Source organism: Streptomyces sp. NPDC054765, assembly GCF_053612065.1.
Genome location: NZ_JBSHBP010000010.1, coordinates 89219 through 113190, shown reverse-complemented (window position 1 = coordinate 113190; position 23972 = coordinate 89219). Strand labels below are relative to the sequence as shown.

Genomic DNA, 23972 nt, shown 5'->3' with positions numbered 1-23972 from the left:
GGCAGCGCATGATCGGACGGCTACGGGCGATGTGGCGGCGGCGGGGCCAGCTGGGCATGGTCGATGCGTACTTCCGCTGGACGCTGTACGCCCTCCCCTGGTTTTCCGTGTACGGCGGGGTCGCGCCCCTCATGGGCCGGACGGCAGACAACCCGTTGCCGCTCACTTTGGCCGCTGTCGCCGGGGCACTGAATGTGGTGCAGGGTGTGCTCGCCGTACCGCTGTTGAAGCGGGCTCTGGACCGCTATCTGAAGCTGAGGGCGACACCGCACAGTCTGCTGCTCGTCTCGGGTGCGCTGACCCTCGCCGCCGAGATCGCGCTGTGCACACTGGTCGCGGTCACGGGAACGGCCGACACGGAGAGCCTGGGCACGGTGGCCGTGGCGCTCTGCGCCACCCTCACACCGTTCTTCATGGCGTACTGCCTGGTGGTGTCCAAACGGAGATTTCTGGCAACGCTGGCCGGCGCCGCCGCGGCGCTCATCCTGCTGCTCGCCCTGATCACGGGGTCCTGGCCGGTCCCGCTGGCCCTGGCGATCCTGATGGTCGTCGCCGGCGTGTGGAGCTTCGGTACGGCCCGGCCCACGGGCTGGACACTCGGCGTCTTCCAGAAGCTGGACGCGGCGCGCAGCACGGAGACACGGCTCGCGATCGCCGAGGAACGGCTGCGCTTCGGCCGGGATCTGCACGACGTCATGGGCCGGAATCTGGCGGTGATCGCCCTGAAGAGCGAACTGGCGGTCCAGCTGGCCCGGCGGGAGCGGCCGGAGGCCATGGAGCAGATGGTGGAGGTGCAGCGGATCGCCCAGGAATCACAGCGGGAGGTGCGGGAGGTGGTGCGCGGCTACCGGAAGGCCGATCTGCAGGCGGAGTTGGCTGGCGCCCGCTCCATCCTGCGCGCGGCCGGGGTGGACTGCCGCGTCGAGGGCGAGGCGGAGACACCATTGTCACCGGAGGTGGAGTCGGCGCTCGGCTGGGTCGTACGCGAAGGCACCACGAACGTCCTGCGGCATGCTGCCGCGGTGCGGCGCTGTGCGGTGCGGACCCGGATCGATCCGCAGCGCTCGGTGCTCGTGATGACCATGGAGAACGACGGCGTCACCCACCCGCCGGCCCCGCCCGGCGCCGGCGCGCTCCCCGGCAACGGCCTCAAGGGACTGCAGGAAAGGCTCCATCCCCTGGGCGGCACCCTGACCTCGGGCCCGGTCCTGGACGGCTCCTACCGTCTGACGGTCGAACTCCCGATGGCAGCGGCTGCGGGATAGGGCGAGGGTATGGACGGTATGGACGGCTCGGTTCGGGGGTTCGTGGTGGGTGGAGAGGCGGTGGCGGGGTGAGTGACGGGTGCGTGACGCGATGATCCGGGTGTTGCTCGCGGATGACGAGCATCTGATCCGGGGGGCGCTGGCGGCGTTGTTGTCACTGGAGGACGATCTGCTGGTGGTGGCCGAAGCGGCCTCGGGTCCGGAGGCGCGGGCGATGGCGCGGGCCCACGGACCGGATGTGGCGGTGCTGGATCTGCAGATGCCGGGGGCGGACGGTGTGGCGGTGGCCACATCGCTGCGGGGTGAGGTGCCGGGGTGCCAATCCATGATCGTGACGAGTCATGGGCGGCCCGGACATCTGAAGCGGGCGCTGGAGGCCGGGGTACGGGGGTTTGTGCCGAAGACGGTGTCGGCGCAGCGGCTGGCGGAGATCATACGCACGGTCCATGCCGGAAACCGTTATGTGGACCCGGAGTTGGCGGCGGATGCGATCAGCGCCGGAGAGTCGCCATTGACGGTCCGGGAGGCGGAAGTGCTGGAATGCGCCGAGGACGGGGCGCCGGTCACGGAGATCGCGGAGCGGGCGTCGCTGTCGCCGGGGACGGTGCGGAACTACCTCTCGTCGGCGACCGCGAAGCTGGGCGCTGAGAACCGTCATGCCGCGGCGCGCCTCGCCCGGGAGCGAGGTTGGCTATAGTGGTGCCCGCACCGCGCGGCGGCGACTGATTCCAGGAGCTTGTGCCCGGAGCATGCGGACGTAGCTCAGTTGGTAGAGCGCAACCTTGCCAAGGTTGAGGTCGCGAGTTCGAGCCTCGTCGTCCGCTCAGCAGAAGAAGGCCCCGTCCGGCAGTGATGCCGGACGGGGCCTTTTCGTATGACAGGGGGTGCGGTGGCGCCTGGGGACGTACGGGTTGTCCCGGCCGGCCCGGCCCGGTGCGGGCCCCGCCGGGTGGCGGGCCCGGCCCGGGTGGCGGCCCCGGGCCGGGTGGCGGCCCCGGGCCGGAGAGAGGTCAGGACCAGCTGAGGCCCGTGAGGCGCTCGTAGGCCTCGACGTACTTGGCGCGGGTGCTCGCGACGATCTCATGCGGGAGGGCGGGCGGCGGCAGCTCGCCCGTACGGTCCCAGCCCGCGGCGGGGGAGGTCAGCCAGTCGCGGACGAACTGCTTGTCGAACGAGGGCTGGGCGTGTCCCGGCTGCCACAGGTCGGCGGGCCAGAAGCGCGAGGAGTCGGGCGTCAGAACCTCGTCGGCCAGGGTCAGCTGCTCGCCGTCGAAGCCGAACTCGAACTTGGTGTCCGCCAGAATGACGCCGCGCTCCCGGGCGATGTCACGGGCCCGGCCGTAGACGGCGAGGGTCGTCTGCCGAAGCTGGGCGGCCACCTCGGGGCCGACCTGGTGGGCGACCTCCTCGTACGAGACGTTCTCGTCGTGGTCGCCGACGGCGGCCTTGGTGGCCGGGGTGAAGATCGGCGCGGGGAGTTCGGAGCCGTCGACCAGGCCCTCGGGGAGGGCCAGCCCGCAGACCGTACGGGTCTGCCGGTATTCGGCGAGGCCGGAGCCGGTGAGGTAGCCGCGGGCCACACACTCGACGGGGACCATCCGCAGCGACTTGCAGACCAGGGTGCGGCCCGCCCAGTCGGCGGGGGCGCCGGCCGGGACGTCGGTGGAGACGACATGGTGCGGGACCAGGTCACAGAGCTGCTCGAACCACCACAGGGACAGCTGGGTGAGGACGCGGCCCTTCTCCGGGATCTCGGTGGGCAGCACCCAGTCGTAGACGGAGGTGCGGTCGCTGGCGACCATGATCAGGTCACCGGCGGCGTTCTGGTAGAGGCCGCGCACCTTGCCGGTGTGAAGGTGGGTGAGCCCGGGAACCTCCACCGGCTCAGGCTTTTCTACAAAACCGGGCACGCTTCCTCCGCGTAGGTTGATCCAGGAGTCATACCGATTCTCCCTTACGCGGGGCGGTGGTGGCGGACGGGGGCCGGGTACGCCGGTGGAGCCGGGCGTCAGACGGTGGCGCGGGCGCCCCGGCGGGCGATCAGCGCGAGGGTGGCCGCGGCCGGAACGACCGCGGCGAGCAACACCGTGGCCGGGGCGAACGGGCCGGTGAGCAGTGTGATCACGTACGGGGTGCCAAAGCCCAGGTAGCACAGGGCCCAGAAGCGGGCGGTCAGACGGGCCAGCCGGTCCGGGGGCGCAAGGGCGGCGACCTCGGTGAGGCCGTACGCCACGCACAGTCCGTATCCGGCGCCGAGTACGGCGGCGGCGAGCAGTGCGGCGTCGGGCCGGATGCGGGCCACCGCGAAGGCGGCGAGGAGCAGGCCGACGATGACGGCGGCGAGTCCGGCCACGGCGGTGGCGACACGGTGCCGGGCGGCGAGGCGTCGGGCGAGGGGTGCGACGAGCAGACCGGTGCCGGGGGTGACGGCGGTGACGATCCCGGCGTACACGGTCTGCCAGCCGGTGAGCCGGGCATCGACGAGCCCGGGGAGGGTGGCGAGGGCGATGCTGGGGGCGACGAACACCCAGGGGGCGACGGGGGCGACCAGATGGCGGAAGGCCGGGCCGGGGGCGGTGGACGGTTCCGGTGCGGGGCCGGGCGGCGCGGCGGTCCGGGCCGTCGTCGAGCCGTCGGGCACGGTTGCCGGCACCGACGCGGAGGCATCGAGCACGGTTGCCGGCACCGACGCGGAGGCATCGAGCACGGTTGCCGGCACCGACGCGGAGGCATCCGGCCCGGGAGCCGCCGGCCGGCTGCCGGTGCGGGCGGTTTCCGGCGCGCGGGCCGCCAGGAGCGCGGCCGCCGCGGAGAGGACGAGGTGGGGCAGGTACGCCGTGATCATGGGCGCCGGGGCCCACTGGGCTGTCAGCGCCGCCACCAGCCCCCCGGCGGCGAAGCCCGCGGAGAGGAAGAGTCCCGCGCGGCGGGCCGCTGCACCGCCCGTGGCGCGGGTGTCATAAGGAGGCGAGGACAGCTCCTTGATCCAGGCGCTTCCGGCGCCGAGCAGGGCGCCGGCGCCGATCCCGGTCAGGAAGCGGCCGGGCCACAGCAGGCCGGTGGCCACCGAACCTGCCATCAGCAGCACGGTCGCCAGCGCGGAGAGCGCGAGAGCGGCGAAGACGACGGGGCGGCGGCCGCGGCGGTCGGCGGCCGGACCGCCCAGGAGCAGGCCGGGGATCAGGCCCAGGACATAGACGCCGAAGAGGGCGGTGGTCGTGGCCACGGTCAGACCGAGACCGGAGTGGTAGGCACCGAGGAGGGCGGAGAACTGGTTGGCACTCCAGCCCGAGGTGGTCATCACCCAGCCCGTGCGCAGCCAGTGGCGGTGACCGAGCGGCCGGCGGGTGGTGCGGGGTGTGGCAGGGGGTGCCGTGGTCGTCATGGAACGTTTTGTACGGGCCGCGCGGGCCGCGGCGCCTCCCCCGTTCAGGAAAAGTGAACGACCCCCTGTGGCGGCGCGGGCCCGGAATTATTGTGGACCGCATGGATCTGCGGCGGCTCTCCTCCTTCCTTGCCGTGGTCGAGGAAGGGCACTTCGGGCGGGCGGCGGCCCGGCTGTTTCTGTCTCGCGCGGCGGTGACCGGCCATGTACAGCAACTGGAGCGGGAGTTCGGCACGCCCTTGCTGGAGCGCAGTCCCGTGGTGCCGACCGCGGCGGGGCGGCGGCTGGTCTCCCACGCCCGTACGCTGCTCGCCGCCGCCAACGCCGCCATGGACGATGTGACGGACGTGGCGCAGGGGACGGCGCCGGCCCGGCCGCTGCGGGTCGGCGTCATGGGGCACGGATCGGCGGAGGTGACCCCGGCCGCGATCAGCGCCTTCCGCCGGGCGCGGCCCGACGTCCCGTTGTCGCTGGAGCAGTTGACCTTTACCGAGCACTGCAGTGCGCTGTGCGAGGACCGGGTGGACGTGGCGTTCGTGCGGCCGTTGGTCCGGAGTGCGGAGATCGAGATCGATGTGCTGACGACCGAGCAGCGGATCGTGGCGGTGCCGGCGGCGTCACCGCTCGCGGACGCCGCACAGGAAGGGGTGCGGATGCCGGACATCATCGACCTGCCGTATCTGCGGCTGCCCTCCCACACACCGCAGCCCTTCACCGACTACCTGTACTTCAACGAGGGCCGGCGACGCGGCCTCGACCACGCGCTGACCCCGCAGGATGTGCTGACGAGCGTGGCGGCGGGGCGGGGAGCGGGCTCGGGGCTGAAGTCGTTCGCGCGCTACTACCCGTGGCCGGGGGCGGTGTTCGTACCGGTACTGGACGCGCCGTGGGCGCAGAGCGTGCTCGCCACTCGCGCCGGGGACCCGAATCCGGAGGTGCGGATCTTCCGGGCGCTGACGGTCGCGCTGGCACGGGAGTTGGGGCCGGCCGCCGCGCGCTAGCAGGCGGAGGCCGCGGCCCCCTCGGCGGGCGGGGCGCGGCAGGGGGCGGACGACGGGCGGGGCGTTGCGCGGAGGCGGGGCGTTGCGCCCAGGCGAGCCTCGGGCGGATGGCGGATGGCGGATGGCGGACGGGCTCAGTCGCGTTTGCAGATGCGGTCGAGGAGGTTGGCGGTGGCGCGTTGGACGCGCTCGTCGACATGGCCGGGGCGGTCGAGGGCCGGGGACCAGGCGAAGGTGCCGGAGGCGAAGACCCAGGCGCCGCTGGGGGCGCGGTAGAGGGAAGTCTCCTGATGGCGGCGGGCGCCTTCGCTGTCGCGGTAGGGGGAGTGGGCGAGCAGGATGCGATGGGTGTGCTCGGGGAGGCTGGTGCGCGGGAAGTAGCGGTCGGCCTCGCCGGCGACCAGGCCGGGGAGTTCGTCGCCTTCGTGGGCGCCGGTGGCGTCCCACAGCCAGTGCGCACCGTTGCGGACGACCATGGGGGCCGGCTCGGGGACCCGGCCCGCGTACTGGATGCCCATCAGCCGTTGTTCGGGGTCGCCGAGCTCCCGCCAGAGCGCGGGGCGTCCGGGGCCCTGGCGTTTGCGGCAGTGGAGCAGGGCGTCCGGGCCCGAGGGGGACGGGGAGAGTTCGACCTGCCAGTACATGGTGTTGGCGGAGAGGAAGACGAGGGAGGTGCCGGTGTCGCGGGCGTGCTCGACCGTACGGCGCATGGGCACCGACCAGTACTCGTCGTGGCCGGGGAAGACCAGGCCGCGGTAACGGGACGGGTCGACGCGGCCGGCGTGCAGATCGCGGGCGTCGGCGTAGGCGAGGTCGTAGCCGTAGCGCTCGGCCCAGCGGATGAAGTCGTAGGCATGGCCGACATGGAGGGGCAGTCCTGCGCCGGCGTAGGGGCGGTCGAAGGAGACGGTGGTGGCGGCGTCCGCTTCGCCGAGCAGGGCGCCCTGTTCGTCCCAGGCGTGGTAGAGGCTGGCGCCGGTCCGGCCGTCCTCCGGGTAGAGGTTGTAGGCCTGCCAGGTGATGTCGGGGAGCAGCAGGAGGAGGTCGGCGGGCTGGTTGTCGCGGACCGTGAAGGGGATGTGCGAGCGGTAGCGGCCGTCGGCGGTCGTCAGCACGGCGACATACGCGCCGAGCTGCCAGTAGGTGGGGACCTGGAGGCGCCAGGACAGCCACCAGTGGTGGCACGAAGCCGTGCGGTCGGCGGTCAGCGGGGGCGGCTGGACGATGCCGGCCAGCCGGGGGCTCGTGGTGATCTTGGAGGCGCCGGTGCCGGCGTAGTGGCCGATGCGGTAGATGTCGATGTTGAACGGCTGGGGTGGATCGACCGAGACCCGGAAGTCGATGGCCTCGCCGGGGGCCACCGCGCCGGGGCCGGCGAAGCCCTTGATCTGGCGGTGGACGTCATCGGCGGTCCGCGGGCCGTTGTGCTTGCTGGGGGCGGGCACCCGCAGATCGCCCTGGGCGACGGCGGGGTTGACGTACCAGGGAATGATGCGGCCGGAGTCGAAGTAGTTCTCGCTGCCGCGCAGCCAGGGCAGCGGGCCCTGGCCGAACGGGTCCGTGACCGCGTGGGCGAGCGCGCCCGACTCCCAGCGCCTGATCTGATCCGTCGCCACCTTCCACTCCCCTCCCGCGTCCCCGATCGGCCGCGACCGATCGGGCCGGTGCTGCGTCCGTCCGGGCTAACCCGGCCGGCCATCCCCCAGCACATCACATTACGCACTCACTTCGTCACCCTTCGTCGTGAATTTAGAGGGCACCGCACCCGAAATGCGAACTGGAAGGGAACATTCAGCCGGTGGTGCGGGAGATCCGGAACGACGGCCCCGGCCCCCGCCGGGCGGATAAGTGCGGCTTTCCGTTCCTACCGGCGGGACCGTTCCTACCGGCGGGACCGGCCCTACCGGCCCTACCGGCCTACGGTCCGGACCGTTTCCGTCTGCCGGACCGTTTCTGTCAGCCGGACCGCTCCCTACCGGTCGGACCGTTCACACCAGCCGGACCGGCTTCTCGGGGCGTACGCCGATCGTCATCAGCCAGCCGCGGAGCGGCTCCGCATCGCCGTCGTCGACGAGGCTGAGCACCGGGCGGCCGAAGTCGGCGCGGCGGGCGCCGTCGACCAGCAGCGCCGGGCCGTCGAGCCAGTCCAGGCCGGGGGCGGCGCCGGCGGTGTCGACGGCGGCGCAGCAGACCATGGCGGTGACGTGGTCGGCGAGGAGTTCGCGGCCCGTACGGGGCGGCTGCAGCGGGAACAGCGGCAGGCCACCCTCGGCGACCAAGCCGTCGCCCCAGGCCAGGCCGGCGGCGGCGTCCTGCGAGGGGCCGCCGCGGGCGGCCTGCCGGGCGGCTTCCTCGCGTTCCTCGCGCGCGACCTCGGCGCCCAGCCCGGCGGCGACCAGGTCGCCCGCCCGCTCGTCCTGGACGAGCCGGTCGATGACGCGGGCCAGCGTCGGACCCGGGGCCGGTGCGGCGGGCGGGTCGGCGGCCGGCGGGTCGGCGGGTCGGTGGCCGGCCGGGTGGTGGCCGGCGGGCGTACGGGCGGAGGAGCGGGCGTACGAGAGGGGCGGCGCGGAGGCGGGGTCCGGGGCGGGGGCCGCCGCCGGGAGCGCGGTCGCCGGAAGGTTGTCGAGAACGCGGTGCAGACGGGCGGCCTCCAGACGCCATTTCCGGTCCACGACCTCTTCCGGGTACTGGTTCCAGCCGACCGGCGACCAGTCCGGTCCCGCCTCGGCCGGGCCGCCGTGGAAGAGGCGGGCGGCCAGCAGGGAGGCGGCGCGGTCGATGGCGCCGGGCTCCTCCAGGAGGTCACAGGCGGGGCGCTCGCCGAGACGGGAGGCGAAGCCGTTGGCGAGGCGGTCGCGGCGGGAGAGTTCAGTGAGCGCAGCGACCACACCGGCGTCCAGCCGGGAGGGCCAGCGGCCCATCCGCCAGGCGGGCAGCGCGACCCGGGTCAGCAGCCGGTCCCAGCCCGCGTAGGCGAGGCCGACCTGTTCCTGGGCGACGATCCGCAGGCCGTAGTCGACGGTCTGGGCGCGCTCGGAGGCGGCGGCCGCAACGGCGCGTTCCATGATCGTGGCGTGTTCGCGGCCGGCGCGCAGCAGCAGCCGCGCGACCCGGCCGACGAAGCGGAGCGGGAGCGCGCGCAGCGGTCCCCGGGCGCGGGCCGCGACCGCGACGGCGGCGTCCAGGCCGCGGATGAAGCGGCGGGCGGCGGCTATGTCCGGGTGGGCGGAGGGGCCGGTGCCGGCGACGACGGGGGCCAGCAGGGCGCGCAGCTCGGCGACCCGCATCCACCACAGGAAGGGGGAGCCGATGACCAGGACGGGCGCCTCGGGCGTCCGGCGCCCTTCGCCGGCGGCCGCTCCCCCGCGGCGGGGCGGGCCGTGAGCGCGGTGCGTACGGTCCTCCAGCCAGCTGTCGCAGTCCGGGGTGAGCGCTATGGCCGAGGGCGCGGGGACCTCGAGGCGGTCGGCGAGATCGCGGACGAGGCGGTAGAGATCGGGGGCCGATTTCTCGGAGATCGGCACGGACGGGCTGAGCGCGGGTCTGGCGCGCGCGACGACGACGGCGACCAGCGCGGCCAGGAGCAGACTGAGCACCGCGAGGCCGCCGGCGATCCAGCGGGCGAGATCCCAGCCCGCGCCCGCGCCGAGATGGCCGGTCGCCCGGCCGGCGAACAGCACGACGGCGACGGCCGCCGGCAGCAGTGCGACGGCCAGTGCGGTGCTGCGGATCCGCAGCACGGCGAGGGCGCGGGCACGCGCCGCCAGGACGCCTGTTTCCGGACTTGCCACGAGCCTGTACACCCCCTGCTGTCCTGAGGAGCCGGACGGAGAGAACACGGGACGGACGTACGAGAATTGCGCGAGGTGCGGAGCGAGGGCACTCCACCACCACTGTGGCACCGGCCACTGACATCGCAATGCCGGTGAGCCACTTGCCGGACGCCGCCGTGGCAACCGTGCCGGATTCCGGCCCGGCAGTCACAGGACGCTTGCGCGGCACCCTAGTTGGGGGTGCGGGCCTCGTCAGCCGTATACCTGGTGCGGTCACTCGATGGAATGGCTTTGGGGAAAGCCGGGAACCGGTGGCGGGCGGGTATGGGCCGTGGACACCCCGGCCCGGTCTGCGCCGGGAGGACTGGGGCACATGTCAACGTATGTGGCATATGCCCCAGGAGAGATGTTACCGACCGGAGCGGCCGCGCCGAGCGCGCCCGCACGCCCGGCGCGCGCCGGGCCCGGTCCGCCGGACCGGGGCCGGAGAGTTCCTACGCGCCCTGCGCCCGGACCGCCGCGTCCGCGACCTCGGCGGCGATGTCCGTGCGGTGCTGCGAGCCGTCCAGAAAGATCCGGCCGACGGCGCGGTAGGCACGCTGCCGGGCGGTGGTGAGGTCGGCACCGGTGGCAGTGACGGACAGCACCCGGCCGCCCGCGCTGAGCACCGCTCCGGAGTCGTCGCGCCGGGTACCGGCGTGCAGGACGTACGCCTTGGGGCCGTCCTGCTCCGCGACGTCGGCGAGGCCGTCGATCGGGTCGCCGGTGCGCGGGGTGTCCGGGTAGTTGTGGGAGGCGATGACGACGGTGACCGCCGCGCCGTCGCTCCAGCGCAGCGGAGGGAGGGTGGCGAGGGTGCCGGTGGCCGCGGCGTGCAGCAGACCGGCGAGCGGGGTCTTGAGGCGGGCCAGGACGACCTGGGTCTCCGGGTCGCCGAAGCGCGCGTTGAACTCGATCACGCGCACCCCGCGGGAGGTGATCGCCAGGCCCGCGTAGAGCAGCCCGGAGAACGGGGTGCCGCGGCGGCGCAGCTCGTCGACGGTGGGCTGCAGGACGGTGGCCATGACCTCGTCGACCAGCTGGGGGTCGGCCCAGGGCAGCGGGCTGTACGCACCCATGCCGCCCGTGTTGGGGCCCTGGTCGCCGTCGTAGGCGCGCTTGAAGTCCTGGGCGGGCTGCAGCGGGACGACACTCTCGCCGTCGGTGACCGCGAAGAGGGAGACCTCGGGGCCGTCGAGGAACTCCTCGATGACCACGCGGTCACAGGCCAGGGCGTGCGCACGGGCCGCCGCGATGTCCTCGGTGACCACGACGCCCTTGCCGGCCGCCAGGCCGTCGTCCTTGACGACGTAGGGAGCACCGAAGGCATCGAGGGCCGTGTCGACCTCGGCGGGGGTGGTGCAGACGTAGCTGCGGGCGGTGGGGACGGCCGCGGCGGCCATCACGTCCTTGGCGAAAGCCTTGGACCCCTCCAGCTGGGCGGCCTGGGCCGAGGGGCCGAAGACCGGGATGCCACGGGCGCGTACGGCGTCCGCGACGCCCGCCACCAGGGGGGCTTCCGGGCCGACCACGACCAGATCGGCCTGCAGACCGGCGGCGAGTTCGGCGACGGCCGCGCCGTCGAGGGCGTTGACCCCGTGCAATTCGGCCACCTCGGCGATGCCGGCGTTGCCGGGAGCGCAGTGCAGCGCGGTGACGTCGGGGTCGAGGGACAGAGAGCGGCACAGGGCGTGTTCGCGGGCGCCGCCGCCGATGACGAGGACCTTCACGGTGGCAGCCTAGACGAGAGTGCCGGGCCGCCGGACGGCGGCCGGGCGCGGGCGGCGGGAGGGCCGGGCGCGGCCGGAAACCGTGCGTCGCCGCGGTGGCAACTCTTTCGGGTGAGATACCCGGCGGCCTTATATCCGATCCCGCACCACTTCCGGGCGGAAAGAGCGTGATCGTGGGGCCGACGCCAGCCGTTCGGCGGTAGGAAGGGGGCTGTGCGCAACGGCCGTCTCGTACGTCACGCATGCACCGCACGTATCCGTGGAGAGCTATAGAGAGGGAGTGCACGGGTGAGTCATCCGGAGATGCAGCCCGAGGGGCCCCCTCGGGAGGGCGGCCGCCCCACGCGGGAGAGCGGCAGCCGGGGCCGCGGCCGGAAGGATCTTGCGGGGCGGGTCTTTCCGCTCGGCGACTGGGGGGAGCCGGCCGACCGGCTGGACACGCTCTATCTCTGGACCGAGGCGGGCGCGCTGCGCGCCGCCGACTGGTATCTGCACGGCCGCCTGGCCAAGCGCCGCGGCGCGCGGGCGCTGCGGCTGGGTGCCGCGGCCGGAGTGGCCATGGGCGGGGTGCTCCCGCTGCTGGATCTGGCCGGGATCTGGGAGGGCGGGGCGCCCTGGGGCTGCCTGTCGCTGCTGCTGGCGGCGGTCTGCGTGGGCGGCGACCGGTATTTCGGGGTGACCGCGGGCTGGATGCGGGATCTGGCGACCGCCCAGGCGATTCACCGGCGGCTGGAGGCGCTGCAGTTCGACTGGGCGGTGGAGAGCGTGCGTGAGGTGCTCGGGCCGGCCGAGGGCACGGCGGGCGAGGCGGCGGAACGCTGTCTAGGCGTGCTGCGGCGGTTCAACGAGGACCTCGGTGAGCTGGTGCGGGCCGAGACGGCGGACTGGATGGCGGAGTTCCGGGCCGGTCCGGTGCCGCAGACCACCCAGTCGATGGTGCCGTGGGCGGCGGCGCGGCAGGAGGGTGCGGGGCAGCCGGGACGGTTCCCGCTGCCGCCGCCCGGTGCGCGCCCGAACATGCCCCGGCAGCGTCCGCCTGAGTCGCCGCGCTGAGGACCGGCCGCCCGCGCCTCCGTATGCGCGCGGCACCGCGGTCGTACAGCACCGCGGTCGTACGGCACCGCGGTCGTACGGCACCGCGGTCGTACGGCACCGCGGTCGTACGGCACCGCGGTCGTACGGCACCGCGGTCGTACGGCGCGGGGACGGCCCCAGTGCGCTCCCCCGGCCGTCCCCGCCCGCACCGGTCCCGTATCAGCTGAAGACGATCATGGAGCCCTGCCCCAGGCTTCGGGTGGCGGCCGCGTGCAGGCCCAGCCACACATGCCGCTCCCGGGCGAACGGGCTGTCGTCCAGGGGCACCGCGCCCGCCCGCTCCTCCAGAGAGGTGGGGCCGGCCGGCGGCGCGGGGGCGGCCGGCGGATTGGCCGGATCGATACCAAGAGATGGCGCAACCAGTTCCAGCTCGCGCAGCAGGCCGTGCGAGGAACCCAGCGGGCCGCCGCCCTCCAGCAGTTCGTCATCGGCGAGCGGGTGCGGGAAGTCGACCGGGACGTACGCGCCCGCATGGTCGTAGTGCCACACCAGATGGGACTGCTGGGCGGTGGTCTCGAACATCTCCAGCAACTGCTCGTAGTCGCCGCCCAGTTCGTCGACCGGCGTCACCTCCAGGCCGCACAGGCGCAGCAGGTAGGCACGGCGCAGGAAGTGCAGTGCGTCGTAGTCGAAGCCGGCGACGGGGGCGACGTCACCGGACAGGCCGGGCATATAGCTGAAGACCGGGACCGGTGGCAGGCCCGCTTCCGTCAGGGCCTTGTCGTAGACGGCGATCTCTTCGGAGAACGGGTTGTCGGGGCTGTGGCACAGCACATCGACGAGGGGTACCAGCCACAGGTCACATGCCACGAGTGAGGGCTCGCTTCCGGTCGGGAACAGGGACACCGGGCGCACGTACAGCTACGGGTACGGCCCATTACGGCCCATTACGGCCGATGGTCGGGACAGCGTAGTGCTAGCCGCGCGTTCCGACGAGAGCGAGGGAGTGCTCGTTGTACTCCGCGATCAGCCGCTGGACCGCGGGCAGGTCGTGCTGGAGCAGCGCGTCGGCCAGCGCGCTGTGCGCCGACCACAGATGCCCCTTGAGGTCGGCCTCGCGGCGCAGCAGCGGCACCGCGAACATCCATGTCTGGACGCGGATCCGGTCCAGGAAGTCACTGATGTAGGCGTTGTTCACCATGCAGCTCAGCTCGCGCCAGAACCGCAGGTCGTAGCCGATCAGCACGTCCAGGTCGCCGCCCCGCGCGGCCCGTTCGGCCTCGTCGGCGCGGCGCCGGATGGAGATCAGCACCTCGGCGGGGGTGTCCCGCAGCGCCCGCTCGGCGCCGCTGCGGAAGATGCCCTCGATGATCAGGGTGCGGGCCTCGACCATGGCGCGGAAGTCGTCGGCCGTGAAGGCGTGCACCTTGAAGCCGCGGTGCTGTTCGACGTCGAGCAGGCCCTGCGCACACAGGTCGAGCAGCGCCTCGCGCACCGGGGTGGCGGAGACGCCGTACTGCTCGGCGATCTCCTTGACGGTGAAGGGGTGGCCGGACGGCAGCCGGGCGGCCAGCACCTCGTCACGCAGTGCCTCGGCGATCTGCTGACGCAGGGTGCTGCGTTGTATGACTGGGCTGTCTCCGCCGGCGGCCATCGTGTGCGTCTCCTTCGACGTCCCTGACCGCGCAGGTGGGAGCGGCCCCCGCCCACGATAGGCGAGGGCCGTGCCGGTACGCCGCGCGAGGTGACCGCCGGTCGGCCCCGGGCCACGCCCGTGACCTGCGGTTCCGCTCACCCCGACGGCGTCGCCCGGCGGGCTCAGACGGTGTGGGCGTCGGCCGCCGCCAGCGCCTCGTCGAGGGCCGCGAGGCCCTCCTTGGCCTCGGCCTCGGTGATCGTGCAGGCCGGGACGACATGCGTCCGGTTCATGTTCACGAACGGCCACAGACCGCCGCGCTTACAGGCCGCGGCGAATTCCGCCATCGGGGCGTTGGCGGCACCGGCGGCGTTGTAGGGGACCAGCGGCTCGCGGGTCTCCTTGTTCCTGACCAGGTCCAGCGCCCAGAAGACACCCATGCCGCGGACCTCGCCGACGGACGGGTGCCGCTCGGCGATCTCGCGCAGCGCGGGGCCGATGACCCGCTCGCCGATCTCGGCGGCGTTCTCCACGATCCGCTCCTCGGCCATCGCGTTCATGGTGGCGACGGCGGAGGCACAGGCCAGCGGGTGGCCCGAGTAGGTCAGACCGCCCGGGTAGGGGCGCTGGTCGAAGGTCGCGGCGATCTCGGCGCTGATCGCGACGCCGCCCAGCGGGACGTAGCCGGAGTTGACGCCCTTGGCGAAGGTCAGCAGGTCGGGGGTGACACCGAAGTGGTCGGCGGCGAACCAGCTGCCCGTACGACCGAAGCCCGCCATGACCTCGTCGAGGATGAAGACGATGCCGTGGCGGTCGCAGATCTCGCGGACGCCGGCGAGGTAGCCGGCCGGCGGGACCATGATCCCGGCGGTGCCGGGGACGGTCTCCAGGATGATCGCCGCGATCGACTGCGGGCCCTCGAAGGCAATGGTCTGCTCCAGGTGCGCGAGGGCGCGCTCGCACTCCTGCTGCTCGTTCTCGGCGTGGAAGGCGGAACGGTAGAGGAACGGGCCCCAGAAGTGCACGACACCGGCCGAGGCGGTGTCGGAGGGCCAGCGCCGCGGGTCGCCGGTCAGGTTGATCGCGGTGGCGGTGGCGCCGTGGTACGAGCGGTAGGCGGACAGCACCTTGGCGCGGCCGGTGTGCAGCCGGGCCATCCGGACCGCGTTCTCCACGGCCTCCGCGCCGCCGTTGGTGAAGAAGATCTTGTCGAGGTCGCCGGGGGTGCGCTCGGCGACCAGCCGTGCGGCCTCGGACCGGACGTCCACGGCGAAGCCGGGCGCGATGGTGCACAGCTTCGCGGCCTGCTCCTGGATCGCCGCGACGACCTTGGGGTGCTGGTGGCCGATGTTGGTGTTGACCAGCTGCGAGGAGAAGTCGAGGTAGCGGTTGCCGTCGTAGTCCCAGAAGTACGAGCCCTCGGCGCCGGCGATCGCCAGCGGGTCGATCAGGCCCTGGGCGGACCAGGAGTGGAAGACGTGCGCGCGGTCCGCGGCCTTGACCGCCGCGCCGGCGGCGGGGTCGGCAGCGGCGGAGGAGGAGTGCGTCGTGGTCACGTTCAGTACCTCGGATCGGGTCGCTCGGGTCCGCCGGGGGATGGGCGCGGCGAACGCTCTCAGCCTAGGGATCGCCGTCCGGCGACCGGTACCGACACTGTGTATGGCACTCACCACGCGCACGGACAGAATGTCTACGGGCTGGAGGAAACTCCAGGGGAGGGGGCCCGGCGAGGGGGGTGTCCGAGGGGGACAGCCGGGGCGGCCACGGGAACGGCGGCCGGGAAACTGCCGGAAGGCCCTCAGCCCGCTGCGGGAAAGGCACCCGCCGGAGCGTGCAGCGCATCGCCGGCCTTCCGGTGGACCGTGGTCCGGCCGCATACCGGCCCGCTCCTGCGCACCGCCGCGCCCAACTCCTCGCCGTCACCGGCGAAGGCCGCCCACCGTTGCCCGTATCGCCCCCCGCCCTGCGGAGTTCGCAGGCCGGCCGGGCGAACAGCCCGGCGGACCGGGCGACTTCCGGCGGGTCATGACGGCGCCGGAAGAGCTGTCGGCGGCGCTCGAAGAGCAGCCCGGCCCGCCGCGGACACCGCCCGCGGCCCAGACTTGAGGACCCACGGCCTGCCGGGAGCCGGGGAGCCCTCGATATCCTCATTGCAGAGGAGGGGCCGCGGGCAGTCCGTGCAGGCATGCGCCTGCGCCTCCTCGCCCGCAGGACGGATTCGGGGTAAAGGGCGGGGATCGTGGAACAGCCAAGACAGCCAAGACAAACGGGTCAGCAGGGACGGCCGGGACGCACGGGAAAGTCCGGGGGACTGGCCCCCCTGGGGGCGCAGGATCCGCGGCGGATCGGGGACTACCACCTGATCGGGCGGCTCGGCGAAGGCGGCATGGGGCGGGTGTTCCTGGCCCGTTCGGACCGCGGCCGGACGGTCGCGGTCAAGCTGGTGCGTGCGGAGCTGGCCGGTGAGGAGGAGTTCCGGACGCGCTTCCGGCGGGAGGTACGCGCCGCGCGGCAGGTCGGCGGGGAGTGGACCGCGCCCGTACTCGACGCGGACACCGAGGCCGAGACCCCCTGGGTGGCCACGGGCTACATCGCGGGCCCTTCCCTGCAGCAGGTCATCGGCGGCAGCGGCACTCCGCTGCCCGAGCGGACGGTACGGATCCTGGCCGCCGGGCTGGCCCGTGCGCTGGGGTCGATCCACGCCGCCGGCATCATTCACCGCGACCTCAAGCCGTCCAATGTGCTGCTCACCATCGACGGGCCGCGGGTCATCGACTTCGGCATCGCGCGGGCGCTGGAAGGCTTCCCCGGCGGTGGTGTGACCCATACTGGCGGGGCGGTCGGCTCGCCGGGCTTCATGTCGCCCGAGCAGGTGCGCGGCGAACCGCTCACCCCGGCCTGCGATGTCTTCTGCCTCGGGTCCGTGCTGACGTACGCGGCGACCGGGCGGCAGCCGTTCGGCACGGCCGACAGCATCGCGCACACCATGATGTACCGCATCGTCCAGGAGGAGCCCGAACTCTCCACGCTGCCCGAGGGGCTGCGGGAGCTGATCGCCGGCTGCCTGGCCAAGGATCCCGCACAGCGGCCCACGCCCGCGCAGTTGGTGGCGCAGGCGGAGGGCGGCGGTGCCGGGGGCGGGCCGGCCGCGGACGACGAACCATGGCTGCCGGGGGCGCTGACCGCCCGTCTGGGGCGGCACGCCGTGGAACTGCTGGAGGCGGAGCACCCACAGGGCCCGGGAACGGCGCACCCACCGGGGCTGGAGCCGCAGACCCCGCAGAGCGGGGCGACGGCGAACCCGCAGAGCGGGGAGGGCACCCCGGGCGGTACGGACCCGGCCGGCGCACCGTCCCCGGCGCCGTCACCGCCCGCCGCCGACACCCCCGGGCGGTACGCGCTGCCCACCGCCGTCCCGCCCATCCCCGCGCCGGGCGACACCCCGGCGACACCGCCGCCTCCCCCGGGCCGGGCCCCGGCGTCGTACCCGCCCCACGAGGCCCACCACGGTGCCACGGGTCCGGCACCCGCCGTGCGACCGCGCCGCCGTGGTGTCGGTGCCGCCGTGCTCACCGCGGTCGCGCTGACGCTCGCCGGGGCCGGTGCGGCCACCGGCTACGCCCTGCTGACCGGGGACGACGGCGGCGTACGGTCGACGGACGCCAAGGCCGGTGACGGGAGCGACAGCCACGTCCAGGGGGCGGGGCGGCCCGCCGCGAACGGGGGAATTCCCGCGGAGTACCTGGGCATCTGGGAGGCGAGGGTCGGCGACTCCGCCGCCGATGTCCGGCGCTTCACGCTCACCCAGGGCAAGCCCGGTGACACCGTACTGACGATGACGGCGACCGGGGCGGCCTACCGCTGCGAATTCGCCGCCACCCTGGCCGACCCGGGCCCCCCGGTCCGCCTCGGCCCCTCCACCGTCGTCTCCGGACCGGCCGACAGCTGCAGTCCGGGCTCGCCCAGCACGCTGGAGATGGTCGCCGGCAAACTGCGCCGCCTCTTCGACGACGGGAAGGCACTGTCGTACAGCCGAAGCCACTGACGGGCGACGGCAGACAGCCGCGCAGCCACTCCACCGGGGTGAAGTAGCTGCGCGGCTGCTGTGCTGCGGCGTCCCGGGGGACGACCGCGAGCCGTCCCTACGACAGGAACGAGTTGATCTCGATCGTCTCGTCGCGGCCGGGGCCGACGCCGATCGCGGAGATCGGGGCGCCGGACATCTCCTCCAGTGCCTTGACGTAGGCCTGGGCGTTCTTCGGCAGGTCGGCGAAGGACTTGGCCTTGGTGATGTCCTCGGACCAGCCCGGCAGCGTCTCGTAGACCGGCTTCGCGTGGTGGAAGTCGCTCTGGCTGTAGGGCAGTTCCTCGACGCGCTTGCCGTCGATCTCGTAGGCCACGCAGACCGGGATCTGCTCCCAGCCGGTGAGCACGTCGAGCTTGGTGAGGAAGAAGTCCGTCAGGCCGTTGACGCGGGTGGCGTAGCGGGCGATGACCGCGTCGAACCAGCCGCAGCGGCGGTCGCGGCCGGTGGTGACACCGCGCTCGCCGCCGATGCGGCGCAGCGCCTCGCCGTCCTCGTCGAACAGCTCGGTCGGGAACGGACCGGCGCCGACGCGCGTCGTATATGCCTTGAGGATGCCGATGACGCGGTTGATCTTCGTGGGGCCGACACCGGCACCCGTGCAGGCACCGCCCGCGGTCGGGTTCGAGGACGTGACGAAGGGGTACGTGCCGTGGTCGATGTCCAGCAGCGTGCCCTGGCCGCCCTCGAAGAGGACCACCTTGTCGTCGTCGAGCGCCTTGTTGAGGATCAGGGTGGTGTCGGTGACATAGCCCTTGATCTTGTCGGCGTAGCCCAGCAGCTCCTCGACGACCTGCTCGGCCTCGATGGCACGGCGGTTGTAGAGCTTGCTGAGGAGCTGGTTCTTGACCTCCAGGGCCGCCTCGACCTTCTGCATGAGGATCGACTCGTCGTAGAGGTCCTGCACCCTGATGCCGACGCGGTTGATCTTGTCGGCGTAGGTCGGGCCGATACCGCGCCCGGTGGTGCCGATCTTCCGCTTGCCGAGGAACCGTTCCGTCACCTTGTCGACGGTGATGTTGTACGGCGTGATCAGATGCGCGTTACCGCTGAGCAGCAGCTTGGACGTGTCGACACCGCGCTCGTTGAGTCCGCTCAGCTCGGAGAGCAGGACCGCGGGGTCGACGACGACGCCGTTGCCGATGACCGGGGTGCACCCCGGCGAGAGGATTCCGGAAGGGAGAAGGTGCAGCGCGTACTTCTGGTCGCCGACGACGACCGTGTGGCCGGCGTTGTTGCCGCCCTGATAGCGCACCACATAGTCAACGGACCCACCGAGCAGATCGGTGGCCTTTCCCTTGCCCTCATCACCCCACTGAGCACCGAGCAGCACAAGTGCGGGCACAGGCGTACACCCCTTCCGGGCGGGGCATGTCCAACGTGCGGGGATGGCGTCGGCGTGCGTGTTCACGCGTACGTCATCGCTGGAGCCGTCGGACCGGTGCCCCGGAATAGACGAAGCCCCTGGCGCAATAGCGCAAGGGGCTCTTGCACCGAGATGCTACCTGAGGAAGGACCGAGGTGTCGGCGCAGCCTTCTGGGCACTCTCCCGTGGACTCCGTTCGGGGGTACCCCCTGCTCGTGGTCATCGACCCGGTCGCCCGTAGTACGGACGGCGAGTCCGTGCGGATCGCGAAGGACGTCCTGTGCGCGGGCGCGGGGGCGAAAATCTGCCTTCCGGACGGGCCGGAGGAATTCGCGCGGATCCTGGCCCGGCGCGGCCACCGGCGGCCGGTGGTGATCGGTGACGACCGGACGCTGCTGCGGGTGGTGGGCCTGCTGCACAAGGAACGCGAGCTGGCCGCGGTGCCGCTGTCGATGGTCCCGGTCGGCGCACCGGCCGCCGTCGCACTGAGCCGCGCCCTGGGCATCCCCACGGACACGGTGGCCGCCGCGCGGGCGGTCCTGGACGGCGGGGAGCGGCCGATGGATCTGCTCACGGACGACAGCGACGGCATTGTGCTCGGCGGGCTGCGGATCCCCTGCGGGAGCGAGGCGACCCGCCACGGCCACGGGGTCCATGTGCCGGTGCCGTCCCCCGCGGTGGCGCCGGCGGATCCGGTGGCGGCCGTGGAGGGGCGGGACGCTCCGGCGGGCGGCCCCGACGGGCACCGGCCGTGGTGGAAGCCGGCCGCGCGCACCGCCCGTACGGCGCTGGCGCTGCTGGCGGCACCGGCCGCCGGGCTGGGCGGGCGGCGCGTACGGGTGCCGGGGCAGCGGCTGCGGATCGAGGCGGACGGGGTACTGCTGGCGGATCTGGACCGGCCGGTGCGCGGGGTGTCGGTGATGCCCGGCGGCCAGGTCCGGGCGGACGGGCCGCGGCCCGGGGCCGCCGGTGAGCTGGCCGAGGTCGTGGTGCACTGGCCGGGCGGGAGCCGGCCGGTACGGACCCGGGCGCGGGCGGTGACGGTGTCCGGCGCGGACTTCCACTACCGGGCGGATGCGGTGGTCGGCGGACCGGTCAGGACCCGTACGTGGACCCTGCAGCCGGGGGCCTGGCGGCTGCAGCTGCCGCGGGAGTGAGCCCCGGGCTGCACCTCAGCGGCCGGACTGCACCTCAGCGGCCGGACTGCACCTCAGCGGCCGGCCTCGCCCAGCTCGGCCCGCAGCTGGTCGCGGTGCTCGCGCCAGCGCTCCAGCAGCCCGGCAAGTTCCTTCTGCAGGAACTCGAAGAAGATGAGCGTCTCGCCGATCCGGCGGCCCGCCGGGGAGTCCTCGCCGAGGCTGTCGACGCCCGCGCGCAGGGTGCCCTCCCAGCGGGTGAGGACGTTGTCCCGGCGGGCCAGGGCCTCGTACCACTGGTCGCTGTGCACGCGGTAGCGGTCGCGGCGGGAGCCCGGCTCCCGCTCCCGGCTGACCATGTCGACCTGGGAGAGAGAGCGGATCGCACCGGAGACGGCGGCGGGGCTGACCTGGAGGCGCTCACCGAGTTCGGCGGACGTCAGCACGCCGGAGTCGGAGGCCAGCAAACAGGCGAAGACCCGGGCGGACATCCGCTGCATCCCGGCGTCGACCAGCTGTGCGGCGAACCGCTCGACGAACTGCGAGACCGCTTCGTCATTGCGCTTGTCCTCGCGCGTGTCGTCGCCGAGATCCTGGCGGGTGCCCTCGGTCCGCTCCGCGCTCCGCTGTTGCTGCTCGCCCATGTCCGCATCATCTCCCCTGATCCCCTGATCCCCTGATCCCCTGATCCCCTGATCCCCCGATCAGAGCTGTCCACGGTCAGAGCCTCCTGCCCAGGGCGCCGAGTCGGCGCGACAGTATCCACACCCTGTGGATACAGCACAGGAACCTCCCCGTCGTCCGTCACTCTTCGCCATTTCACCTGCCCGCGCGATAACCCGCAGTAACTCTGGAGCGGTGAGTGACTCTCCCCTTACTTTCCGCATGCAGGGTCGTGACCACGACCCGCGGCACCGGAGGGGTTCATGCGACGCATCACCACCAGGATCGGCATGCTCGCGGCGGCGGCACTGCTCGCCGTCACGGCGGCCGGGCCCGCCCAGGGCAAGCAGGCGGGCGACGCCGCACACCGCACCCGGGCCGACGCGGCGGCCTACTTCGTGATGACCGACATCACCCGCGAGGAATTCGTCATCAAGCTCACCGACCCCCGCAAGATCCAGCACGCACGGGACCTGCTGAGCGGTGCGTCCCGCTCCGAGCCGCATGTCATCGGCCGGATCGAGAAGCGCCCCGCCCCGTACAACTGGCGCTGGAGCTTCCACCTCCGCCCGGAGACGATCGACTTCTTCGACTTCGCGGTCGAGGTCTGCGATGCCACCACGCCCTATGTCGAAGACCATCTGGACGAGGCCGGCGGCCCGTTCCTGCCCGGACTGATCTGGTGCCCCTGGACATCGAGGCTGGTGCGGGAGGTCCCCCAGCCGTAAGACCTGCCGTTCCGGGCCACCGGCCGGGCCCCGCCCGCCGGCGGCCGCCGGCGCCCCCGCGGGGGTGATCCCCCGGCAGCGGCCTCAGCCCCCCGGCGTCACCAGCCGCGCCTCGTACGCGAACACCGCCGCCTGGGTGCGGTCGCGCAGCCCCAGCTTCACCAGGATGCGGCTGACATGCGTCTTCACCGTGGATTCCGCGACGACGAGATGCTCGGCGATCTCGCCGTTCGACAGGCCCTGGGCGACCAGCACCAGCACCTCGGTCTCGCGCTCGGTGAGATCGGCGATGCGCTCCTGGGCGGGCGCGCGCGGGGTGCCCAGCCGGGAGAACTCCGAGATCAGGCGCTTGGTGACGGTGGGCGCGAGCAGGGCCTCGCCGGAGGCGACGATGCGAACGCCCTCGGCGAGCTGCCCGGCCGAGGCGTCCTTGAGGAGGAAGCCGCTGGCCCCGGAACGCAGCGCCTGGTAGACGTATTCGTCCAGGTCGAAGGTGGTCAGCACCAGCACCTTGGCGTCCGCGTCGGCGGCCACGATCTCGCGGGTCGCCTCCAGACCGTTCATCTCCGGCATCCGGATGTCCATCAGGACGACATCGGGCTTGAGGACCGCGACCTTGCGCACCGCCTCGCGGCCGTCGACCGCCTCTCCGACGACCTCGATGTCGGGCATGGCGTTGAGCAGGACGGAGAAGCCCTCACGGACCATCACCTGGTCGTCGACGATCAGTACCCGGATCATTTCCGCATCCCCCCGGAGGTGTTCTCCGCCGCCGTGCCCGTCACCGGGATGAACGCGGCGACCTCGAAGCCGCCGTCCTCGGTGTGATCGGCCGTCATCTCGCCGCCCAGCATCTGTACCCGCTCCCGCATCCCCAGCACACCGTGACCCGCGCCCGGTGAGGGCTTGGCGAGACGGCTCGGCACGCCGTTGACGATCCGTACGCCCAGCCCGCCCAGCACATAGGAGATCTCCACCCGGGCGTCGGCACCCGGCGAGTGCCGCAGCGCATTGCTCAGCCCCTCCTGCACGATCCGGTACGCGGACAGCTCCACGCCCTGCGGCAGCGGCCGGGGCGCACCGGTGGTGACCGCCTCGACGGTCAGCCCGGCGCTGCGGACGCTGTCGAGCAGCGAGTCGAGGCTGCCGAGCGTCGGCTGCGGGGCCTCCGGGTCGCTGTCGGCGAAGGCGTCCGGGTCCGCGGAGCGGACCACGCCGAGGATCCGGCGCAGTTCGGCGAGCGCGGCGACGGCGTTCTCGCGGATCGTCGCGAAGGACGTGGCGAGCTCGGGCGGGGTGTTCTCGACGCGGTACGGGGCGGCCTCGGCCTGGATGGCGATCACGGACATGTGGTGGGCGACCACATCGTGCAGCTCACGGGCGATGAGGGCGCGCTCCTCCAGAAGCGTGCGCCGGGAGCGCTCCTCCGCGGTGGCGGTCAGCGTCTCGACGACCTGTTGGCGCTCCTCGCGCCAGGCACGGACCGCGGCGGCGGTCCCCAGCACCACACCACAGAAGACGGCCACCGGCGGCAGATCGCCCGTGTCGTTGCCGAGGAGCGCCGTCAGCACGGCCATCGTGGCGAAGGTGACCAGCCACATCTCGATGGCCAGCCGGGGCCGGGTGCGCAGCACCACCAGGACCATCACGGCGAGGTGGGTGGGGAAGGCCACGTCCCCGACGATGCTGACGGACGAAGACGAGAGGGCCGCGTAGGTGACCGCCGACACGACAACCGCGCCCAGCGACAGCCAGTAGGCGCCCACCGGGCGGAAGAGCGTGAGCACCGGCCCGGCGGCGACCAGCCCGCTGAAGCCGGTGACCAGGATGCCGCGCAGCGTGCCGGTCCCGGAGCTGTCGGTGAGGTTCCCCAGGAAGACACACACCGAGAAGAAGCCGACGACGAAGTGCGGCAGCCAGCGCGCCCAGTGCCGCAGCCGCTTCGGCAGGAACGGCAGCCACCGGGACACCTTGGCGTCCTCCAGCGGCGGCAACGGGCGGAGGGCGAAGGCGTCGACGAACAGGTCCTGGCGCAGCCGTTGCAGCGCGCCGTGGGCTATCCGGGCCTCTGAGCGCAGGTGGCTCTGCGTCTGGGTCGTGTCGTTCACGCTGACAACGGTAAGCAACG

General features: G+C 72.9%; 19 protein-coding genes and 1 tRNA gene. 8 read left to right on the top strand and 12 right to left on the bottom strand.

All coding sequences use genetic code 11. The features are described from left to right. The first annotated feature begins 8 nt into the window (after window positions 1-8). The 3 genes from ACWGJY_RS09650 to ACWGJY_RS09640 all read left to right on the top strand — a co-directional run bounded on the left by ACWGJY_RS09650 (window position 9) and on the right by ACWGJY_RS09640 (window position 2089). Window positions 9-1265 carry a sensor histidine kinase gene (locus tag ACWGJY_RS09650; RefSeq protein WP_453260221.1) on the top strand — a complete coding sequence of 419 codons (1257 nt, stop codon included), beginning with the start codon at window positions 9-11 and terminating at the stop codon, window positions 1263-1265. Window positions 1266-1356: 91 nt separating this feature from the next. Beyond that, window positions 1357-1962 carry a response regulator transcription factor gene (locus ACWGJY_RS09645; RefSeq protein WP_453260259.1) on the top strand — a complete coding sequence of 202 codons (606 nt, stop codon included), beginning with the start codon at window positions 1357-1359 and terminating at the stop codon, window positions 1960-1962. 54 nt (window positions 1963-2016) lie between these two features. Beyond that, window positions 2017-2089, top strand: a tRNA-Gly gene (locus tag ACWGJY_RS09640). A gap of 186 nt (window positions 2090-2275) precedes the next feature. Here ACWGJY_RS09640 and ACWGJY_RS09635 read toward each other — a convergent pair. Continuing rightward, entirely contained in the window at window positions 2276-3175 is a 900-nt protein-coding gene (locus ACWGJY_RS09635; protein ID WP_453260220.1) for a phosphoribosylaminoimidazolesuccinocarboxamide synthase, read from the bottom strand. A 98-nt stretch (window positions 3176-3273) separates the two neighbouring features. Then, window positions 3274-4566 carry an MFS transporter gene (locus ACWGJY_RS09630; protein ID WP_453260258.1) on the bottom strand — a complete coding sequence of 431 codons (1293 nt, stop codon included), beginning with the start codon at window positions 4564-4566 and terminating at the stop codon, window positions 3274-3276. 185 nt (window positions 4567-4751) lie between these two features. Between ACWGJY_RS09630 and ACWGJY_RS09625 the strand changes: the two genes are divergently transcribed. Beyond that, window positions 4752-5651 (top strand): LysR substrate-binding domain-containing protein, encoded by a 900-nt coding sequence (locus tag ACWGJY_RS09625; protein ID WP_453260257.1) that lies wholly within the window; start codon window positions 4752-4754, stop codon window positions 5649-5651. 134 nt (window positions 5652-5785) lie between these two features. Here the strand turns inward: ACWGJY_RS09625 and ACWGJY_RS09620 are convergent, their stop codons facing one another. The 3 genes from ACWGJY_RS09620 to purD all read right to left on the bottom strand — a co-directional run bounded on the left by ACWGJY_RS09620 (window position 5786) and on the right by purD (window position 11196). Further along, entirely contained in the window at window positions 5786-7267 is a 1482-nt protein-coding gene (locus ACWGJY_RS09620) for a N,N-dimethylformamidase beta subunit family domain-containing protein (RefSeq protein ID WP_453260219.1), read from the bottom strand. Between the two features lie 372 nt (window positions 7268-7639). Continuing rightward, complete coding sequence (locus tag ACWGJY_RS09615) at window positions 7640-9445, bottom strand: hypothetical protein (protein WP_453260218.1); 1806 nt, start codon at window positions 9443-9445, stop codon at window positions 7640-7642. 476 nt (window positions 9446-9921) lie between these two features. Further along, entirely contained in the window at window positions 9922-11196 is a 1275-nt protein-coding gene (purD, locus tag ACWGJY_RS09610; protein ID WP_453260217.1) for a phosphoribosylamine--glycine ligase, read from the bottom strand. A gap of 288 nt (window positions 11197-11484) precedes the next feature. Between purD and ACWGJY_RS09605 the strand changes: the two genes are divergently transcribed. Continuing rightward, a complete protein-coding gene (locus ACWGJY_RS09605) occupies window positions 11485-12249 on the top strand; it encodes an SLATT domain-containing protein (protein WP_453260216.1) in 765 nt (254 codons plus the stop codon). A 201-nt stretch (window positions 12250-12450) separates the two neighbouring features. On the opposite strand, the gene ACWGJY_RS09600 is transcribed toward ACWGJY_RS09605, so the two are convergent. The 3 genes from ACWGJY_RS09600 to ACWGJY_RS09590 all read right to left on the bottom strand — a co-directional run bounded on the left by ACWGJY_RS09600 (window position 12451) and on the right by ACWGJY_RS09590 (window position 15423). Next, window positions 12451-13101, bottom strand: coding sequence for a hypothetical protein (locus ACWGJY_RS09600; RefSeq protein WP_453260215.1), 651 nt, complete (start codon window positions 13099-13101; stop codon window positions 12451-12453). Between the two features lie 106 nt (window positions 13102-13207). After that, window positions 13208-13885 carry a GntR family transcriptional regulator gene (locus ACWGJY_RS09595; RefSeq protein WP_453260214.1) on the bottom strand — a complete coding sequence of 226 codons (678 nt, stop codon included), beginning with the start codon at window positions 13883-13885 and terminating at the stop codon, window positions 13208-13210. Between the two features lie 164 nt (window positions 13886-14049). After that, complete coding sequence (locus ACWGJY_RS09590) at window positions 14050-15423, bottom strand: aminotransferase class III-fold pyridoxal phosphate-dependent enzyme (protein ID WP_453260213.1); 1374 nt, start codon at window positions 15421-15423, stop codon at window positions 14050-14052. Between the two features lie 755 nt (window positions 15424-16178). Between ACWGJY_RS09590 and ACWGJY_RS09585 the strand changes: the two genes are divergently transcribed. Beyond that, window positions 16179-17912, top strand: a complete 1734-nt coding sequence (locus tag ACWGJY_RS09585; protein WP_453260256.1) for a serine/threonine-protein kinase — start codon at window positions 16179-16181, stop codon at window positions 17910-17912. A gap of 97 nt (window positions 17913-18009) precedes the next feature. Here the strand turns inward: ACWGJY_RS09585 and ACWGJY_RS09580 are convergent, their stop codons facing one another. After that, entirely contained in the window at window positions 18010-19296 is a 1287-nt protein-coding gene (locus ACWGJY_RS09580; RefSeq protein WP_453260212.1) for an adenylosuccinate synthase, read from the bottom strand. 236 nt (window positions 19297-19532) lie between these two features. On the opposite strand from ACWGJY_RS09580, the gene ACWGJY_RS09575 reads away from it, so the two are divergent. Further along, window positions 19533-20474: a diacylglycerol kinase family protein gene (locus ACWGJY_RS09575; RefSeq protein ID WP_453260211.1), complete on the top strand. Its 942-nt coding sequence runs from the start codon at window positions 19533-19535 to the stop codon at window positions 20472-20474. A gap of 53 nt (window positions 20475-20527) precedes the next feature. On the opposite strand, the gene ACWGJY_RS09570 is transcribed toward ACWGJY_RS09575, so the two are convergent. Then, window positions 20528-21097 (bottom strand): GbsR/MarR family transcriptional regulator, encoded by a 570-nt coding sequence (locus ACWGJY_RS09570; protein WP_453260210.1) that lies wholly within the window; start codon window positions 21095-21097, stop codon window positions 20528-20530. A gap of 282 nt (window positions 21098-21379) precedes the next feature. On the opposite strand from ACWGJY_RS09570, the gene ACWGJY_RS09565 reads away from it, so the two are divergent. Beyond that, window positions 21380-21844, top strand: coding sequence for a BP74-related protein (locus ACWGJY_RS09565; RefSeq protein WP_453260209.1), 465 nt, complete (start codon window positions 21380-21382; stop codon window positions 21842-21844). Window positions 21845-21928: 84 nt separating this feature from the next. On the opposite strand, the gene ACWGJY_RS09560 is transcribed toward ACWGJY_RS09565, so the two are convergent. Next, a complete protein-coding gene (locus ACWGJY_RS09560; protein ID WP_453260208.1) occupies window positions 21929-22585 on the bottom strand; it encodes a response regulator in 657 nt (218 codons plus the stop codon). Beyond that, on the bottom strand, window positions 22582-23952 hold the full coding sequence (locus ACWGJY_RS09555; RefSeq protein ID WP_453260207.1) for a sensor histidine kinase: 1371 nt from the start codon (window positions 23950-23952) through the stop codon (window positions 22582-22584). Before ACWGJY_RS09555 ends, ACWGJY_RS09560 begins: the two co-directional genes overlap by 4 nt. Window positions 23953-23972 lie beyond the last annotated feature (20 nt).

Excerpts from the sequence above, each read along its gene's own strand:
- ACWGJY_RS09595 (WP_453260214.1), bottom strand. The coding sequence starts at position 13,885 with ATGGCCGCCGGCGGAGACAGCCCAGTCATACAACGCAGCACCCTGCGT.
- ACWGJY_RS09560 (WP_453260208.1), bottom strand. The coding sequence starts at position 22,585 with ATGATCCGGGTACTGATCGTCGACGACCAGGTGATGGTCCGTGAGGGC.
- ACWGJY_RS09650 (WP_453260221.1), top strand. The coding sequence starts at position 9 with ATGATCGGACGGCTACGGGCGATGTGGCGGCGGCGGGGCCAGCTGGGC.
- ACWGJY_RS09625 (WP_453260257.1), top strand. The coding sequence starts at position 4,752 with ATGGATCTGCGGCGGCTCTCCTCCTTCCTTGCCGTGGTCGAGGAAGGG.
- ACWGJY_RS09630 (WP_453260258.1), bottom strand. The coding sequence starts at position 4,566 with ATGACCACCTCGGGCTGGAGTGCCAACCAGTTCTCCGCCCTCCTCGGT.
- ACWGJY_RS09645 (WP_453260259.1), top strand. The coding sequence starts at position 1,357 with ATGATCCGGGTGTTGCTCGCGGATGACGAGCATCTGATCCGGGGGGCG.
- ACWGJY_RS09570 (WP_453260210.1), bottom strand. The coding sequence starts at position 21,097 with ATGGGCGAGCAGCAACAGCGGAGCGCGGAGCGGACCGAGGGCACCCGC.
- ACWGJY_RS09565 (WP_453260209.1), top strand. The coding sequence starts at position 21,380 with ATGCGACGCATCACCACCAGGATCGGCATGCTCGCGGCGGCGGCACTG.